The organism is Flavobacterium agrisoli (assembly GCF_016522065.1).
Lineage (GTDB): Bacteria > Bacteroidota > Bacteroidia > Flavobacteriales > Flavobacteriaceae > Flavobacterium > Flavobacterium agrisoli.
Window position 1 is genome coordinate 113,937 of sequence record NZ_JAEHFV010000002.1, and the last position, 16,295, is coordinate 130,231.

General features: G+C 36.5%; 14 protein-coding genes. All 14 read right to left on the minus strand.

The genetic code is table 11. The annotated features are described in order from the left end of the window. Positions 1 to 123: 123 nt before the first annotated feature. Positions 124 to 1,002: a DUF808 family protein gene (locus I5M07_RS05575; RefSeq protein ID WP_200105235.1), complete on the minus strand. Its 879-nt coding sequence runs from the start codon at positions 1,000 to 1,002 to the stop codon at positions 124 to 126. 157 nt (positions 1,003 to 1,159) lie between these two features. After that, positions 1,160 to 4,159, minus strand: coding sequence for a LamG-like jellyroll fold domain-containing protein (locus I5M07_RS05580; protein WP_200105236.1), 3,000 nt, complete (start codon positions 4,157 to 4,159; stop codon positions 1,160 to 1,162). Between the two features lie 152 nt (positions 4,160 to 4,311). Next, complete coding sequence (locus tag I5M07_RS05585) at positions 4,312 to 4,695, minus strand: DUF1634 domain-containing protein (protein ID WP_200105237.1); 384 nt, start codon at positions 4,693 to 4,695, stop codon at positions 4,312 to 4,314. 5 nt (positions 4,696 to 4,700) lie between these two features. Beyond that, positions 4,701 to 5,537, minus strand: a complete 837-nt coding sequence (locus tag I5M07_RS05590; RefSeq protein ID WP_200105238.1) for a sulfite exporter TauE/SafE family protein — start codon at positions 5,535 to 5,537, stop codon at positions 4,701 to 4,703. Positions 5,538 to 5,612: 75 nt separating this feature from the next. Beyond that, on the minus strand, positions 5,613 to 8,702 hold the full coding sequence (locus tag I5M07_RS05595; RefSeq protein ID WP_200105239.1) for an efflux RND transporter permease subunit: 3,090 nt from the start codon (positions 8,700 to 8,702) through the stop codon (positions 5,613 to 5,615). A gap of 22 nt (positions 8,703 to 8,724) precedes the next feature. Beyond that, positions 8,725 to 9,834 (minus strand): efflux RND transporter periplasmic adaptor subunit, encoded by a 1,110-nt coding sequence (locus I5M07_RS05600; protein WP_200105240.1) that lies wholly within the window; start codon positions 9,832 to 9,834, stop codon positions 8,725 to 8,727. 5 nt (positions 9,835 to 9,839) lie between these two features. Beyond that, entirely contained in the window at positions 9,840 to 11,123 is a 1,284-nt protein-coding gene (locus tag I5M07_RS05605) for a TolC family protein (protein WP_200105241.1), read from the minus strand. 95 nt (positions 11,124 to 11,218) lie between these two features. Next, positions 11,219 to 12,574 (minus strand): sensor histidine kinase, encoded by a 1,356-nt coding sequence (locus I5M07_RS05610; RefSeq protein ID WP_200105242.1) that lies wholly within the window; start codon positions 12,572 to 12,574, stop codon positions 11,219 to 11,221. 2 nt (positions 12,575 to 12,576) lie between these two features. After that, on the minus strand, positions 12,577 to 13,251 hold the full coding sequence (locus tag I5M07_RS05615; RefSeq protein WP_200105243.1) for a response regulator transcription factor: 675 nt from the start codon (positions 13,249 to 13,251) through the stop codon (positions 12,577 to 12,579). Positions 13,252 to 13,662: 411 nt separating this feature from the next. Continuing rightward, positions 13,663 to 14,001: a HepT-like ribonuclease domain-containing protein gene (locus I5M07_RS05620; RefSeq protein WP_200105244.1), complete on the minus strand. Its 339-nt coding sequence runs from the start codon at positions 13,999 to 14,001 to the stop codon at positions 13,663 to 13,665. Then, positions 13,991 to 14,293 carry a nucleotidyltransferase family protein gene (locus tag I5M07_RS05625; protein ID WP_200105245.1) on the minus strand — a complete coding sequence of 101 codons (303 nt, stop codon included), beginning with the start codon at positions 14,291 to 14,293 and terminating at the stop codon, positions 13,991 to 13,993. The genes I5M07_RS05620 and I5M07_RS05625 overlap by 11 nt, the downstream gene beginning before the upstream one ends. Before the next feature lie 208 nt (positions 14,294 to 14,501). Further along, entirely contained in the window at positions 14,502 to 15,524 is a 1,023-nt protein-coding gene (locus I5M07_RS05630; protein ID WP_200105246.1) for a phosphotransferase, read from the minus strand. Between the two features lie 77 nt (positions 15,525 to 15,601). Beyond that, entirely contained in the window at positions 15,602 to 15,742 is a 141-nt protein-coding gene (locus I5M07_RS05635; RefSeq protein WP_200105247.1) for a hypothetical protein, read from the minus strand. Further along, complete coding sequence (locus I5M07_RS05640; RefSeq protein WP_200105248.1) at positions 15,720 to 16,250, minus strand: hypothetical protein; 531 nt, start codon at positions 16,248 to 16,250, stop codon at positions 15,720 to 15,722. The genes I5M07_RS05635 and I5M07_RS05640 overlap by 23 nt, the downstream gene beginning before the upstream one ends. Between the last annotated feature and the right edge of the window lie 45 nt (positions 16,251 to 16,295).

The window sequence follows — 16,295 nt, forward strand, 5'->3', positions numbered from 1 at the left end:
TTTGTAATAGCTTATAATTTAAAATTAAATTTTTAAAGATTTTTACTACAATATTTAAAAAAGGAAAACGTCTACTAATAAATTACGCCCATAAAAAAAGGCTCCAATCGGAACCTTATTTCATTATACTTTTAACTTAAACAACTCCATCAGTTTTTTGAACAAACCGATTATACAAAATACAAGCAATCCGGCGGTCAGACCTAAAACAACTTCTTTAAGTGTTAGGGGCCAATTTTCCCAGAGATGATGCACGTATTCGATGTTGTGTTCAAAAATACCACCCGAAACTAAAATCAAAGCTATAGTACCCACAAATCCTAAAAACTTTATAATTATGGGAAGCATTTTTACTAATAAAGCGCCTAATTGTGCAAAAAAACCTTTGTTGTGAGAGCGTTTAATTAACTTATATCCAGCATCGTCCATTCGTACAATTAAGGCTACAATTCCGTAAACACCAATTGTTGCTAGAATAGCCACTACAGCAACGGTTATAATTTGAATGGATAAAGGCTCTTCTAAAACAGTTCCCAATGCAATAATGACAATTTCGACAGAGAGTATAAAATCAGTCACAATGGCCGATTTGATTTTGGTTTTTTCCAGATCTTCATTAGATGTTTCGTCTATTTCGATTGTTTTTTCTGCAGAATCAGCTTCATGACGATGAAACAAATATTCGATAATTTTTTCGACACCTTCGTAAGCCAAATAAAAACCACCCAAAATCAAAGCACCTTTTATGGCCGCTGGAAAAAACACATTTAACAACAGCGCAATCGGAATAATGATGAGTTTGTTGATAAAGGAGCCTTTGGTAATGGCCCATAAAACAGGCAGCTCGCGCGAGGATAAAAAACCTGTTGCTTTTTCGGCATTTACCGCCAAATCATCTCCTAAAATTCCGGCCGTTTTTTTGGTTGCAATTTTGCTTGCTACCGCTACGTCGTCCATAAGTGCGCCAATATCATCTAATACGGCGAATATTCCTGATGCCATTTCTTTTTATTTATATGGGTAAAAATAAAATTTAAAATTGAGGTTTCCATTACATAATTATTACTTTTTTAAAAGAATAAACAAGAAACTTACATAAAAAATGTTGGCTAAAAGCGAAAAAAAAACTCTTAGCCAACATTTGGGTATTATCTAAATTTTACTTAATTATAATTTTAAAATTTTGGTTGAAATTTTCTCCAACTACATTTAAAATATAGATTCCCGATAAATTTTTGTTTGCTATATCGATACGCAAGTGTCCGTTGTCTTGCGGATTTATTTTTTGCGAAAGCACTATTTTTCCGCTCAAATCAAATACTGTAGCCTGAACAACTGCCATTGAAGATTGCGGTACTGTAACAAAAATAGTTTCACTAACAGGATTTGGATATACTTTTATAACATCGGCTTTATCCGTAAATTTAGTATTGCTCAATAAAACATCTGCAAAAAGCGCCTGAATTTGAGGAGCTTCTAAAGGATAATTGTAGATTTTTAACTCATCAAATAATCCTTTGTAAGGAGCTGGAGTAGTTCCTGCTGCTAATTCCAATTCGCCAATGTTGCCAATAACTAGGTCTGTAGGTTCCCCGATTCCGGTCACGGCCGATTCGTCTAACTCGGCGGTAAAAGAACCATTGGTGTATAATTTTAGTTTTCGATTAATCATGTCACGCATCAACACCACATGAACCCAATTACCCGAAAAATAAGGCGTTACTGCAGTAGTCAACTCCTTTTTGGTTTTATCATCATCAATTGCAAAACGCAAAAGTCCACCTTTTACTTCTAGGTTAAATCGCTTTCCAGTGGCACCAGTAGTTGTGTTTTTTGTCATGGAACCTTTGCATAAAATATAGGCGCTAATAGAAGACGATGCGGGTAATAAACTTGCATCGGCTTTCATCCAAAAAGAAAGGGTAAACGAATTAGTATCAAAAAAAAGATACTCCTGATTCGGGATTTTAACCATCGGTGTGTTTGTCGGACCATTGATAAAACTGATTGCATTGTTTACTTTTCCGGATACTCTTGTAGTTTCGTTATCGTAAGCCACATCCAAAAGTCCGTTGTTAGCATTAGCCGAAACATCGGCAATTTGTTCCCCTTGCAAAGCCGTTTCCTGAAAAGGCCAATGTCCTACCAAAGCCGGTGTTAGGGTGCTAAATGTCCACACATCTCCGGTAGCAGTTCCTTTTTCGTTCGTTGCATCTACACGCCAAAAATAATTGGTCGCAGCCAATACATTCGAAACTGAATACGATGCATTAGCCACATACGGTACATCTGCCAATTTATTTAAGTGTGCAGCATCGGTTCCGAAATAAACTGAATAGGAGGTGGTATTGGCGCTTCCGCTCCATTTTAAAACGGTAGTCCCATTTGATAACTCTACATTTGTATTCGCTGTTGCAGGAAAAGGTGTTGTGGTTTTAGCTGGTGCAGTAGGGATGGGAGCCGTAGTAATGGTTGCTGTTTTGGTGTAAACCGAACTTTCGGTGGCGTTAATAGCTTTTACACGATAGTAATATTGGGTGTTGGGTGTTAGCCCGGTTTCATCATAACGCTCCATATTCGCATTTAAGGTGGCTATTATGGTAAAATCGGTACCGTTTGTAGAACGTTCTAGCACATAATTAGTTTCGTTGGTTGCATTATCTCCCCAATTGACGGTAAACGAACTCGAAGGAGGCGTTTCATTTGACACTGAATTGCTAAACGTAATATCGGTTGGGGGAATAATAAAATCGGTTGGCGTTTGAGAAGTCAACCCATTAATATACACTTCAATATTCAAATAAGGAGCCTGAGTGGCACTTACATTTACAGCGTCATTTACATTTTTATTGAGTCCGTTTGCGTCTTCCCAACTATCCGGCATTCCGTCGTTATCGGTATCCAAAGGTGCTGGTGCTCCATATACATGGCCTGCTCCTCCATTACTAAATCCGAATTTTGAAGTTAAATCCGATTGTACGTACACATACGTTGCTGTGGTGCCTTTAGACATCAAATCGTTAACCATCAATTGATCGACTTGGTCTCTTCGGGGATAAGAAGCGCCCACACTGGCCACAATTTGATCAAAGGCTGCTTGAGCCGACAAGGATGGTGCCTTCATTGGATAATCATAAGGAGTGGACAAAAGCGTGGCTATATCGCCCGTTGGATAACCCGTTAAATCTTGTGGAACTTCAGTACCGTTTAAAACACCATCTTTATTATTATCAAAGAAATTGCCTGCACCATACAACGAAAAATTATCATTTCCTCTGTTAAAAGGAGTCGAAACTGTCGAACTAGTATTGGGCCCTCCAATAAAATAATTATTAATGATGTTTACATCCGAACGACCAGCCGAGTCACCTCCCATAATATAAGCATCACCCGATTCGGTATGGCCGTATGTATTCCCATAATTTCCCCAATTGTACACCACATTGTTTACAAACTCGTTGATGCCTTTTATTTTGTTGTTGCGGGTTTTATTGCAGATGTACAAATTACCAATTAAACTCACTTTTCCGTCTGCAGGTTGAATTAAGCCTCCTGCCGAATGATTGTGGCGGTGTAACCCTTGACCTATAATGGAATTCTGAATGGTAATATTATCTGGACTCAACCCTTTGTTATCCCAGTTTATAGAGAAAACCTCATCGGTTCCCCAGGTAAAAGTCATGTGATCAAAAATCATATTGGCTCCGTTAGAAAGCCCCGAAGCATCTTGATTTTGCGAAGTTCCACCATATCGAATTCGCAAATAGCGTGCAATGGTATTACTGGCGCCTGTAAAAGTAACGCGAGGTCCTAAAAGTACAATTCCCTCGCCTGTAGCGGTTTGTCCCGCAATAGTGGTATTGGGAGAAACCACAATTTGCGATTGTAAATTAATGATACCTCCCACCTTAAAAATCACAAAACGACCGGGCTGGCTCACCGCATCTCGAAAGGATCCGGCACCACTGTCGTTTAAATTGGTCACTAAATACACTTGAGGATTGGTCGCGCCTCGGGCTCCTGTTGTGTACCTACCGAAGCCTGTGGCCTCTGGAAAAGCTAAAGTTTGTTGGGCACTAATTTGTTGTGTTAGGCTGGTTACACCACACAGCAATACTGCCTTAAGCAGATGCTTAAGAGCAAAAGCAGGTTTTTTCATAGAAATTTGGTTATAAGTTAGTTATGCCAAATTAACAATATGAAACCTACTCACCGTCCTGCTCTATCCTGCATGGATTTTTCTCCCTAAAACAAGGAAAATTTTACTTAAATTCGATTTAAAATTATAACTAGGACTACTTTATTTATCGTTTAATGCGCATATCCGAGTGCCATACTGCAACCAATAATAAGGATTACCGCTAAAGTAATTCCGACATATAAAAAATCTTTTTGCAAATAAAAAAGCAGTAACGAAATAGCCAATCGCAATAAGGGAATGGAAAAAAGCAACACTATTCCTAAAAACAAGATAGCCTCAGCTTCACCCTGCCACAATCCCGAAAAAAAAGTTGAAAAGATACGCACCATACTAGAATCTACCTCTTTAAAAACGGCATAATTTTCATATTCGTTGCCGTGTTGTATCAAATACAAAACCCCTCCCAAAAAGGTAACCGCCAAAGCTGACCAAACTCCAAATCGAAGTAAATTACCAATAATGAGTTGTGATTTATTCTGTTGTTCGTATTCCATACTATTTATATTTTTCCTGTAAATCCGTTGTAAATCATGTTTAAAGCCAAGAACATAATTAAGACGGCAAAAAACACCTTTAGCTTTTGTGTATCTGTTTTTAGCAAAACCCTGGTTCCGAGTAACGCACCTAACAAAACACCTATAACTACTGGCATGCAAATAGCGGGTACCACATACCCTTTTTGAATGTAAATAAGCGCACTGGCCATTGCCGTTACGCCCATCATAAAATTACTGGTGGTTGTGGATACCTTAAACGGAATTTTCATAATGGTATCCATCGCAATTACTTTAAAAGCACCAGAACCAATCCCCAACAAACCCGACATCATGCCAGCCACTCCCATCATAGTGAAACCGCCCACAACATTTTGAACGCCATACGGAATGTGTTTCCCTTTGTGATCTTGATACGTTGCGGCTAGTTGTAGTTTTTGAGCCATTAAACTCGACTCCAAAATAATGCGTTCTTGTTTTCTTCTGAGCGAATTAAATGCCGAAAACAAAAGGGTTAAACCAAATACAATTGCAATAAATGAAGTTGGTAAAACTGCCGAAAGCAGGGCACCCACAATAGCACCTAAAGTGGTGGAAATTTCTAAAAAGATACCCAATCGTATGTTGGCTATTCCTTCTTTAACATAAGCCGCAGCAGCACCGGTTGAAGTAGCCACTACCGAAACCAATGCCGCGCCGATGGCATAATGAATATCCACTCCTAACAACAATGTCAATAGCGGAATAATCACTATACCACCACCTAAGCCCGACAAAGAACCAACAAAACCTGCTACGACTGCGCCTACAAGCACCGCGAGCGTAAAAAATAAAACCGTCATATTATATTCATTTTGAATAAAGGAAAAGCTCCACAAAAAAGTTCTAGTAGCTGTAAACTAAAAATCGTTCTAGTGTTATTTCTGTTTGTTTTTATAACTTAAATAAAACACTTGCGGCAAAACGGTTAACGATAAAATCATACAAACCAATAATCCGCCCACAATCATAATGGCCAACGGCTTTTGAATTTCAGAGCCCATTCCGGTGGAGAGCGCCGCAGGCAAAAGTCCCAAAGAACCCATTAATGCAATCATCACAATAGGTCTAATTCGGTTATAGACACCATTTGAAATGGCTTCTTTTAACGGCATTTTTTTCTTTAGATTTTCTTTGATAATTCCGATTAACACAATGCTATCGATAGCACTTACTCCAAACAAAATTATAAATCCGATACCGGCCGAAATTCCAAAAACAGTACCCGTAACCCAAAGCGATATAAACCCTCCAATAAAGGCATACGGCATGGTACTTACAGCAATAAGTGTATCCTTAAAATTACCAAAATTAAAATACAGCAAAAACAAAATGAGCACCAAAACTACCGGAACAATTAACGCCAATTGTTTGGTGGCGCGTTCTTTACTTTCAAACTCACCGGCCCATTTCATTACGTTTTCTTTCGGCAAATGCACTTCGGCTTCTACCTTTTTTTTGGCCTCAACAATGGTACTGCCTAAATCCCTTCCTTCGATATTAAAGCCAATGGCAATATATCGACTGTTGCCTTCTCTGTAAATAAAAGTCGGTCCCGTTTGGTAATCAATCGTAGCGATTTCTTTTAACGGAATTCGTTTTCCATCGGTAGTCGGAATCAAAATACTTTCAATTTTTTCTTTAGAATTCCGATATTCTTTTTGAAAGCGAATGCGGATGTCAAACATTTTTTCTTGGTCGTAAAATGTAGAAGCCGCCTGCCCTCCAATGGCCATTGCAATTACTGCCTGTGCGTCGGCAGTGGTGATGGCGTAACGGGCCATTTTTTCGTCGTGCAATTGAATTCGGAGTTCGGGTAAACCGATATTTTTGTACACGTTTACATCTTCTATACCGCGTACTTTTTCGATACAGTTAGCTACTTTTTGAGCCATGGCTTCTAATTCAAACAAATCGTTTCCAAAAATTTTAATCACCAACGGACTTTTTACTCCAGCCACGTATTCTTCGACATTATCTTGAATAGGCTGACTGAATCCGAAATTAATTCCGGGATAAATTTCTAGCTTTTCTTTTATCTCGGCTATGAGTTCGTTTTTACTGATTTTTCTTTTCCAATCCGATTCGGGTTTTAATTCGATGTGAAATTCGATATTAAAAAAACCGGTAGGATCAGTTCCGTCATTGGGTCTGCCGGTTTGCGACAAAATAAACTTTACTTCGTCAAAATCGCGAATGGATTTTTTCATTTCTTGCGTTAACCGAACCGACTCATCGAGATTAATACTGTTGGGCAAAGTCGCTCGAAGGTAAATAGCCCCTTCGTTCAATTTCGGAATAAATTCGGAACCGTAAAAAGCAAATCTTCCCATACAAAGAAGAAGTAAAGCTAAAAACAAACCAATTGTCCATTTTCTTTTGGCCGTGCTAAACAAAAACAATTGGAATAAATTTTCTCTAAAAAAACGAGTAATCCTATTTTCTTTCTCTACAATATTTTTCGTTAGCAAGACTTTGCACATGGCTGGCACGTAAGTCAAGCATAAAATTAGCGACCCTAATAAGGCATATCCTAATGTAAAAGCCAAAGGCGAGAACATTTTTCCTTCGACTTTTTGGAAAGAAAAAATCGGTAAAAGGGCTACAATTAAAATGATTAAAGCAAAAAAGATGTAAGTTGCCACACTGCCAACACTCTTTTTTATAAGTCCCATTTTAGACATTTTATTGAACCGTTCCATGCCAATTTGATGCGCTTTAGTTTCGAGCGAAACAAAAACCTGCTCTACAATTACAAGGGTTCCTTCGAGCAGCAAACCGAAGTCTAAAGCTCCCATCGAAATTAAATTGGCAGGCAGTCCTTGAATGCGCAACATGATGATGGCAAACAAAAAAGCTAGCGGAATAACCGATGCCACAATTACCGTGGTACGCCAATTGTATAAAAAGATAAATACGATTAAAGACACCAATAAAACACCTTCAACTAAGTTTTTGCTAACGGTATGCACGGTGTGATTCACCAATTCGGTACGGTCGATAAAAGGCACAATTTGTACATTCGAGGGCAGAATTCTTTCGTTTAATTCGATTACTCTTTCGCGTAATTTTTGAATTACATCGCCTGGATTTTCGCCTCGCAGCATGATTACAATTCCTTCGACTACATCGCTGTCTTGATCCAAACCAGCCTGTCCCAAACGCGGTTTTGCAGAAATGGAAACTTCGGCAACATGTTTAACCAATATGGGGGTGTTTTTGACCGTTTTGATTAAAATATTGCCAATATCGTCAACCTTATCAATCAATCCAACTCCACGCACTACATACGCTTGATTGCCACGCTGAATGACATCGCCCCCAACGTTGATGTTGCTTTTGGAAACAGCTTCGAAAACATCTAAAGCCGATAAATCGTAATTGCTCAATTCGGTGGGGTTGATTTTAATTTCGAAGGTTTTTTCTTCGCCACCAAAGCTCACAACATCGGCCACTCCAGGAACCGAAACCAATTCGCGTTCGATAACCCAATCTTGTAAAGCCGTAACTTCTTTTATCGGCAAATCGCTTTTGATAACGTATCTGAAAATTTCGCCCGTTGCCCCAGATGGTGGGTCAATTTCAGCATCACTCCCTTCTGGCAATTCAATATTATGCAATCGGTTAGAAGCGTATTGTTGCGCATAAAAATCTGCTACCTCATCCTCAAATAAAACGGTCACCACCGACAATCCGAACAGCGAAATGGAACGTACCTCCGCTTTTTTCGGAATTGTATTCATGGCTTTGGTGATGGGTAAGGTGATGAATTTTTCGACCTCTTCGGCACTACGACCTGGCCATTGCGTAATGATTCGTGCTCGTGTGTTGGTTACATCTGGAAAAGCTTCGATGGGTGTTTTTATATAACTAACTACACCCGCCACCAAAAGTGCTGCTGTTAAAAAGAATATTATTAGCGAATTTTTTAGTGAAAAGGAAACGATATTTTGAACTAATTTTTGCATAATCAATTTTTAAAAACGGACATTATTTAGAAGCCGTCAAGCTGTTGTTTTTTAGCTGTTCGTAAATCAGTAAATGATTTTTGGTAATTACTTTTTCGCCTTCGCTAACACCATTTTCGAAATACAAAAAATCAGCATTTTTTACTTTGAGGTCAATTTTTCGACATTCTAAACGGCAATCGTCTTTGTAAATGAGTATATAATTTTGGTTGTTGTCAAAAATCAAGGCACTCGTAGGCACCGATGCCAACTCGGTTGTACTGCTTTTTTTAGCAATGCGTACATCGGCCGTTAATCCGGGTTTTAAATTTAAATTAGCATTATCCATTACAATTCGGGCTTTTAAAACATGTTCATCCGATTCAAAAACCTGCGAAAGCTTGGTGATTTTTCCGCTAAAAATAGTGTTTGGATAAGCCGGAATGGTAATTTGCACCTGCATTCCTTCGTGTACATCTTTTAAATTAGTAGCATACACATTGGCCATCACCCAAACTTTAGAAAGATTTGAAATGGTGAAAAGCGGAATCTCTTCGTTGTTAATTTGCATGCCGGGACTCATGTTTTTGGATACAATAAACCCAGCAACCGGCGCTTTGATTTGAAAAACCGATTTCTCGGAGCTTGCACTGTACAAGGCTAAATTTTGTTGCACATTATGCAAAGAAGCCACCAACACATCCAAATTGCTTTGCGCTTCTACCAATTCTGATTCGGAAGCTATTTTATCTTCAAACAAAACCTGAGTAGTTTGTAACTTGCGTTTTGCCACGCCAATTTGCGCTTGCAACGTTTTTTGTTCGGCTTGCAAACTGTTTAATTCGCTGCTTTTTATTTCGGCTAAAACCTGTCCTTTTTTGACATAATCGCCTAACGAAAAAAAAGTGTTGGTTATTAAACCACTCACCAAACTCGAAAATTGCACCACATCGTCGGCATTGTATTCAATATTCCCAGTTAAGGCAAAACTCTCGGAAACGGCTCTTTTTTGCACGGTTTCTATGGTGATTTGTTTTTTTAATTCGGGCGTTATACAAAAAGCAGGTACGGTTTTGGCTGTTTCTTCTTGTTTTTGAGCACAACCAAAAAGGAGTACTAAAAGAGATAAGTGGACTACAAAATGTTGTTTCATGTTGATTAATTTAGTTCTTGACCGCTCACATTTTTAAGCATTTCTAAACGATCATTTAATTCTTTTTTTGTTTCCAATAAAATGGTTTTATTGTTTAAATATGCTTCAACAAAATCCAGATAAATCAGTAAACTGATGTTTCTTTTTTGAAAATTGGTGTAATAACTAGCTAGGATTTGATCTAAGTTCTCTTCGTAATTCTCGTCTACATTTTCGTAACGTTTTTTCACGATTTCAAAATTTTGATACGCCATGATGATTTCCGATTTGGCACTATTAATTTGCGCTTCGTTATTCAATTTACTTTGATCCACAGCCCATTTTGCCGCCGAAATATTGCCTTTGTTTCGATCAAAAAAAGGAAGGTCAATCGAAAACCCGAAGCCTACGAAATTGTTCATGATATTTCCACCTCGGTCGTACGAGGCTTCTACTGTAACATCGGGTGTGCGTAGGGCTTTTTCGTAGTCTAATTTTTTAGAATGGTATTGCGTGTTTAAACTAGCCAATTGTACATCGGGCCGATTTTGAACCAATTGTTCTACACTTTTTTGAAGATCAAATTTTTTAATGGATTCCAAGTCGGGAACTAATCCGTTACCGACAATTTCGATATAGGTATAAGCCGGCAATTGAAGCAATTTTCGCATTTCGTTTTGCAATGCATTTTGGTCTATTTCGATGGTACTTATTTCGTTTAAAAAAGATAATTCGGTAGCTTTAAGCCGAATAAACTCAGCTTGACTAATGGTTCCTAACTGCATTTGTTTGGAATAAGCCCGTATCAAATTGGAAACGGCTTCCAATTGGTTTTGATAAATTGCTTTTTTGGATTGGTTGAATTGCAGCAACGAAAGGTTGTTTCGGAATTCGGTTTTAAGATTCCGAAGCACATTTTTGTAATATTCCTCGGCCATTGCAGCGCCCACTTTTTCGATGGCAATCATTTTTTTTCTTTTGCCAGCGGTATACAACAACTGTTCAATGCTGGCTCCAAATTCCTGATTTCTTCCATAATTCCCCCATAAAACGGGTAATTGTTCGGAGGTAGCATTACTCCACAAATTAAATTCGTTGACAGATAAAGTGGGATTGGGCCAGACTTTTGCCTGAATAATTTGCGCTTGGGCAATGTCGATATTTAGTTTTTCGGCCAACAAACCCAAATTGTTTTGCAACAACAAGATTTCGGCGTCATTCCGTTTTAACCGTAAAGTATCCAACACCGAATTTTGGGCGTGACTTACATAAGAAAACAGAACTACAAAAGGTATAACGAATCGTTTCAAAAGTTTGCTATTTAATTAAAAGCAAAACTAGTGTGTGGGTATTAAGCCCTTCTTTAAGTTACATTAGAAATTGATGAGAACGAATTAGAATTCGATTAGAGTTTTGCGAAAGTAAGCGTAACCGTTGTTCCTTCGTTTTCGACAGAAGTAATTTTAAAATCGATGTTGTTTTTGGCCAATAAAATAGCCGCTAGCGAAAGTCCCAAACCGGTTCCTTGCACCTTGCCCACATTGCTTCCTCTGAAAAAAGTTTCTTTAATGTGTTCCAAATCTTCGTTATTGATACCGCGACCCGAATCGGTAATTTTAAGTTGTACCTTTTCCTGATCTAACAGCAGCTGAATTTCGATGGATTTTTCAGAATATTTAATGGCATTTTCTACTATATTGTATACGGCAATAGCAATTTCGGATTCATTCCCTTTTACGGTGAGTTTGCTTTCTTGCTTAATATCGAAAACAACTTTCAGTCGCCCGGCTTCGAGTTGGTTGTTATTGGCCAATTTATCGGTTATATCCCAAATTAATTCATCTACTCTAAAAATTTCCTTTTGTCCAGTTTCGGTTTTAAGTCCAGAAACGAGTAGTAAAGTGTTTAAAATTTCTTCAATTTCCTGCACATTTTGCAATACTTTTTGTGAGGTTTCGTGGTATTCGGCCGAGCTCCGTTCCTTTTGACCAAACACTTCCAAATGGCCGGTAATAGAAGCCAAAGGCGTTTTGAATTCGTGCGAAACATAATTGATGAAATTTTTTTGCATCTTGAAAGTGTTGGCCAAACGCTGCAGCAAATTATTGTAACTCTCGGTCAAATATTGCAATTCATCTTTGGTATTTAAATTGACCATTGTTTGATCTAAAGACGAGGCTTCGATGGCATTGACTTGTTTGACAATGTCGTGAACCGGTTTATAAGCCACTTTAGACAAAAAGAAACTCAGCAGGTAAATAACCAACAATCCTAGTAGCAATACGACTGCCATAATAACCATTAATTGGTGGTTTTGGGTTTTAAATTCTTGGTCATTGGCCTGTACAAAAACCACAAAATCGCCTTGATTATCTTGATAAAAAATACCAAAGTAGAAATGGTTTTTTGATTCGAATTTTATTTTTTTATCCTTTCGAACTTGTTTGAGTATTTGAGGTGTAATACTGTTAAAGCTCAAATGTGAACCGTATTGCACTTGATTGTTTTCGTTGTAAATTCCCACCAAAACATCCTGAATATTCTCGTTGTATTGTTCTCTAATCTGAATATGTTCGGTAATGGGTAATTCGTCTTTTTCGAGGTAATAAATTGCCGAAAGCAAGCAAATGCGCTGTAAATTATCAAAAATTCGCTTCTGCGAACTTTGGTAAAAAGCCACATAAATAATTATTGCCGCCGTAATAAAAACGAGACTAAAAGTCACCGAAGATAATAAAGTAAGTCGGTTGCGAATTTTCATTTTTAATGGTCTTTTAACATATAACCCGTTCCGACGATAGTTTGTAAAACCGAGGATTCCAGATTCATTTTGTTTCGGAGATATGAAACATACACATCGACCACATTGGTATTGGTATCGTAATTTATGCCCCAAACCGCGCCTAAAATTTGAGTTCTAGACATGACTTTGTTTTTATTTTCCATCAAAAACAACAGGAGTTTGTATTCTCTAGGCGATAAGTCGACAGTGGAGTTGTTTTGGGTTACTTTGTGTTCGTCGGCGTTGAGGGTGATGCTGCCACAAGTGTAGGTATTGGCCTGTTTATCTTGATTGAACTTAGTGCGTCGGGCCAAGGCGTTTATTCGGGATATGAGTTCTTTAAAATGAAAGGGTTTTACCAAATAATCATCGGCGCCTGCATCGAGGGCTTCTACTTTATCATCGGGTTCGCCCAAGGCGCTTAACATGATAATTGGCACGGCTTTTTTTTTGAAACGTACTAATTTCACCAATTCTACTCCGCTAATATCGGGCAACATGATATCCATTAAAACCAAATCCCATTCGGATGCAAATAGCATTTCGCGCGCTTTTACGCCATTGGTACATAACTGAATCGTAAAGCCGTTTTCTTGCAGACCCTTCACTACAAAGTCACTTATTCGTTTGTCGTCTTCTACTAATAGGATGTTCATTGCTTCCTTTTTTACAAACTTAGGTATTTTATTAAAGAAAGTACGATAGAAATGTGAGCGGTGTGTTTTGTTTGTAGTTTCAAAAGCGGTTTTTTAGGCATATCGTTTTAGGAACTTTTTCATACACTATCCATGCTTTATCCATGCTTTATCCATGCTCTATCCATGCTCTATCTATGTATGTCATTTAATAAAATTATTTGGAATAATGGAAAGAGGAACAACTTTATGACAAATGGCAATTGGTAATATTATAACTATGTGGTTTGGTAAAATGGCTGTTCTTTTTTTGTGCTTGTGATCGTTGGGATTACGTAAATGTTTTTTTCGGTGAAATGAAGTTGCGGTAAAAAAGGGTAATGTTACTAAATTCGCAAATGGCGCCATATTAGTGTTGGCAGAAGTACTTTATTATTCACCAAGTAATTTTTCCACTTCTTTTTGTAAAACGGGCAAATTTTTAATTACAATTCCCCAAATCACATCATCAGAAACTGAATCATATCCGTGAATAATTCTATTTCTAACATCGACAATTTTTCTAGAGTTAGAAATTACAATTTCAGTGTCAAGTTTCAAAATTCGGTTCATAGCTTCACCGATTATTTCAATATTTCGCTCAACTGCTCTTTTAGTTCGTACATCATTTTGATAGACTTGAAATGTCTTTGGCATATCAACATAATAACTTTCTATTTCATTGATTGAACTTAAAATATCATAAAGCCACGTTTTAATATTATTGTCCATAAATCAATTGTTTTTTCTGATTTATAGATTTTCTAAAAAAGGGGTTTTTTATTGCTTTTTCTTCAAGTAAGTCAACACTTCTTTTAAAAATATTTTCTAATGAAAATTTCAAATCGTAATAATTATCTCCATAATCCAGAACATCTAATTCCTGAAATTCAACAATTAAATCAATATCACTTTCGGGATTAAATTTATCCGTTAAAACTGAACCAAAAGCATATAACGATTTTACTTTATGCGATTTGCATAAAGTAAAAATATCTTTTGTATGACTTTCAATCAAATTCATTTTTACTATTTTCAATAAAAGTACTAAAAACAAATTTAGAAGTATCATTTATTCTGATTTTCCGCAATGTTGGGTGGTGGCGTGTTTATGTAAACGTTTTTCGGCTTGGCGATGTGGCGGATTTCAAGGTACTTACTTTCAATTTGGCATTAATGTTTGTTAGAAAACCGAATCTTCGATTCAGTACAAAACCAATCATTTTACCTAACTATTGTTGGCCGTGTACTTTTTTTCCAATCGTGTTTATTTCAATTTTGTTATATTTAATCCACCTTTTCAAATTTCCAACCATTCTTTTTAAATGGTCTTCATTTAGGAAAATATTTGTCCAATAGTTAAATCTGTCGCACTGAACACTAATGTAGTAAGTCATAATTGCTAAACAACCATAATTTATGAAGTCTTTTTCTTCCTTACTTATTTCTGTAACGGTTTCGTAACCTTTTATGAAGTTGTCTGCCTTTATTTGATATTCTTCCTCATTTAAATTTGTTGCAAGCAACTGAAACAGAAAATAAGAAATGTCGAAACATAAAAACCCATTTCCACAAAAATCGAAGTCAAAAAAAGTTATTCCTATTTCATCATCAATGTGCAGATTGTCAAACCAAACATCAAGATGAATACTTCCATACCTTAATTTACGTTTGTCAATATTTTCTATTTTGTCTGTTAAGAAAACAGACAGTTTTTCTAAAAATTCAATTTCGTCAATGTTTTTACTGTAGAACTCCCTTGTTTTTATAACTGAATTTTTAAGCAAATTTTCAGCATTGTAAGACGTTCTTGTTAGTTCAAAATTTTCTGTCGATTGATGAACTTTGGCTAATGATTGTCCTATTAAGAAACTTGTTTGTTCTGTGAATTTTGCTGTCTTTGAGCCTTTGGCAAACGAAAATAAAACACCATATCTTTTTCCTTCTGGTGCTTCAATTTCTTGAATTAATTTGTTGGATTTGTCTGCAATTGGAAATGCAACTTGTCGGTCGCTTTCTTTTAAATGAGTTAAAAGTCTTAATTCTTCTTCAATTTCTAATTTTGTCCGCCAATGATGTGTGTAAACTCTAAAAACGAATTTATTTTTACCGTCTTGAACAATATATAGATGGTTCATTGCAAGTCGAAATATGCTACATTCGGTTTTGTCACTCAACCCATATTTTTGTTGAATAAGTTTACCCAGTTCGTTTGGTGAAAGTGTACTGTTTATTGTTGGGAATTTCTCTGCCATTAATTTTTTATCTATTGATTACGGTCGTTCTACAATCACGCCTAACGTCTTGGTACTACAGCGGGTTTGAGACTAAATTAAGCCATGTTTTCGTATTTACCATTGCCGATAGCTATCGGCATCCAAATACAAGACCATTTTTCAATTAAGCCGAATGCCCAAATCGCTTGTAGCGTGTGTTGGCGGTAGTTTTTTTTATGGGAGGTATATGACTTCATCAAGCTTTTTAATTTTTTTTACATTGCAGAACATATTTTCTATAAGTCTGTAATTAAGTATAAAATTCGTAATTATAAATTCTTTACCATCATTAGTATTTAATTTTGTATATCCATAATTACCTAATAAATTTTTATAATGTTTTGTTGACAGATAAAATTCAATCGATTTTAAGCTTTGAGAATCTAAAACATAATATTTTGAATTTTTAAACATTGTAATTGTTTCATTTTCAAAATCTATCTGGATTTTTGTATTTCTTTCGTGTAATAGATATTTCACGTATAAATAAATTGTCAAGCCCAAATTATAAAATAAGTATAAAGAAATAAGCAACAAAACTATTCCTGCATATCCTGATTTATAATTATTATTCCAAAATCCTGCTAAACTTTTGATTATTCCCGTTATAATTAAAATCAAACATAAAACTAAAAATAAAACAAATAGCGTTTTCAAAAAGAACTTAAATGTTAGTAATCTGTAAGTTTTAATTTTTGATTTCATCAATTTCGTTTCGGTTTTTCAAAATTACTGCCAACTAGCACATAG

Bases quoted from the DNA above. Each gene is read 5' to 3' on its own strand.
- I5M07_RS05575 (WP_200105235.1), bottom strand. From the start codon at position 1,002: ATGGCATCAGGAATATTCGCCGTATTAGATGATATTGGCGCACTTATG.
- I5M07_RS05580 (WP_200105236.1), bottom strand. From the start codon at position 4,159: ATGAAAAAACCTGCTTTTGCTCTTAAGCATCTGCTTAAGGCAGTATTG.
- I5M07_RS05585 (WP_200105237.1), bottom strand. From the start codon at position 4,695: ATGGAATACGAACAACAGAATAAATCACAACTCATTATTGGTAATTTA.
- I5M07_RS05590 (WP_200105238.1), bottom strand. From the start codon at position 5,537: ATGACGGTTTTATTTTTTACGCTCGCGGTGCTTGTAGGCGCAGTCGTA.
- I5M07_RS05595 (WP_200105239.1), bottom strand. From the start codon at position 8,702: ATGCAAAAATTAGTTCAAAATATCGTTTCCTTTTCACTAAAAAATTCG.
- I5M07_RS05600 (WP_200105240.1), bottom strand. From the start codon at position 9,834: ATGAAACAACATTTTGTAGTCCACTTATCTCTTTTAGTACTCCTTTTT.
- I5M07_RS05610 (WP_200105242.1), bottom strand. From the start codon at position 12,574: ATGAAAATTCGCAACCGACTTACTTTATTATCTTCGGTGACTTTTAGT.
- I5M07_RS05615 (WP_200105243.1), bottom strand. From the start codon at position 13,251: ATGAACATCCTATTAGTAGAAGACGACAAACGAATAAGTGACTTTGTA.
- I5M07_RS05620 (WP_200105244.1), bottom strand. From the start codon at position 14,001: ATGGACAATAATATTAAAACGTGGCTTTATGATATTTTAAGTTCAATC.
- I5M07_RS05625 (WP_200105245.1), bottom strand. From the start codon at position 14,293: ATGAATTTGATTGAAAGTCATACAAAAGATATTTTTACTTTATGCAAA.
- I5M07_RS05630 (WP_200105246.1), bottom strand. From the start codon at position 15,524: ATGGCAGAGAAATTCCCAACAATAAACAGTACACTTTCACCAAACGAA.
- I5M07_RS05635 (WP_200105247.1), bottom strand. From the start codon at position 15,742: ATGAAGTCATATACCTCCCATAAAAAAAACTACCGCCAACACACGCTA.
- I5M07_RS05640 (WP_200105248.1), bottom strand. From the start codon at position 16,250: ATGAAATCAAAAATTAAAACTTACAGATTACTAACATTTAAGTTCTTT.